1 protein-coding gene is annotated in these 1,547 nt (G+C 31.3%); it reads left to right on the top strand.

Annotation, left to right across the window (positions count from 1 at the left end):
* Positions 1–67 precede the first annotated feature (67 nt).
* Positions 68–1,547 (top strand): adenine deaminase (ade, locus tag NG904_RS16450; RefSeq protein ID WP_252232774.1); only part of this gene is annotated, 1,480 nt, incomplete at its 3' end.

Raw genomic sequence — 1,547 nt, forward strand, 5'->3', positions numbered from 1 at the left:
TTCTTTGTAATCAGGATTTTTTATTTTAAGAAAAATTTAATTAGTAATTTTAGGAAGGTCGTGTCTTATGAAAATTGATATGAATTTATTAAAGAGAAGAATTAAAGTAGCTAATAAGGAAATAAAGGCAGATACTGTTGTGAAAAATGGAAAAATACTAAATGTTTTTACTGGAGATATTATGAAAGGCGATATAGCTATTGTAGATGGAATTATAGCAGGCATTGGTCAGTATGAAGGCGAAAAAATTATAGATGCACAGGATAAAGTTATAGTCCCTGGATTTATTGATGGCCATATGCATATAGAAAGTACAATGTTGACACCACATGAATTATCAAAAGTTCTCATTCAACATGGGGTTACTACAGTAATGGCTGATCCCCATGAAATTGCAAATGTTGCAGGTATAGATGGGCTCAGCTTTATGTTAAATGCATCAGAAGAATTGCCGATAGATGTATTTATTATGCTTCCTTCATGCGTTCCAGCAACTTCATTTGAAAATAGTGGAGCAAAACTTGATGCAGAAGATTTACAACCTTTTTACACACACCCAAGGGTTTTAGGACTCGCAGAATTTATGGATTTTTCGTCTATAGTGAATTTAAATGAAGAGATGTTACAGAAAATTATTAATGCTCATTTAAATGGAGGTATTGTAGATGGACATGCTCCAGGGCTTAGTAAAGAAGAGTTAAACGTATATATATCTACAGGGATTTATGCAGATCATGAATGTGCTAATGTTAAGGAAGCAAAGGAACGTTTAGAATTAGGTATGTACTTAATGATTAGGGAAGGTACAGCAGCTAAAGAATTAAAAAAACTAATAAAAGTTGTAACTCCAACAAATTCAAGAAGATGTATGTTGGTTACAGATGATAAGTTACCTGATGATTTAATTGTTGAAGGTAGCGTAGATCATAATGTTAGGCTTGCAATAAAAGAAGGACTAGATCCAGTTACAGCTATTCAAATGGTAACAATTAATGCAGCAGAATTTTTTGGTCTTCGTAGTTTTGGAGCAATAGCACCAGGGTATCAAGCTGATTTATTAATATTAGATGAATTACAGAATATTTCAATAGATAAAGTTTTAAAGAAGGGGATATGTGTTGTAGATAATGGGAAAATAAAGAAAGAAGAATTTAAAACAAATGATAACAGTAAAGAATTAGCTCTGAAGTTACCTAAGATAAATATGAAAGAGTTAGAAAAAAATGCTTTTGAAATATCTTTATCTTCTGATTTATGCAATGTAATAGAAATAGTTCCTAATAGTTTAATAACACATCATAGAGTTGAAAAAGTTGATATAGATAAAGGCAATTTTAGAGCATCAATTTCTAATGACCAATTAAAGATGGCTGTAATAGAAAGACATCACGCAACAGGAAATATTGGATTGGGAATTGTTAAAGGATTTGGTATAAAAAATGGAGCAATTGCAACAACGGTCGCTCATGATTCCCATAACATTGTAGTTGTTGGAACTTCTGATGAAGAAATGTTTTTAGCAGTTAATCATCTTAAAAAGATGAATG

Origin of the sequence: Clostridium sp. ZBS15, from assembly GCF_023845705.1 — a bacterium.
Lineage (GTDB): Bacteria > Bacillota > Clostridia > Clostridiales > Clostridiaceae > Clostridium > Clostridium aquiflavi.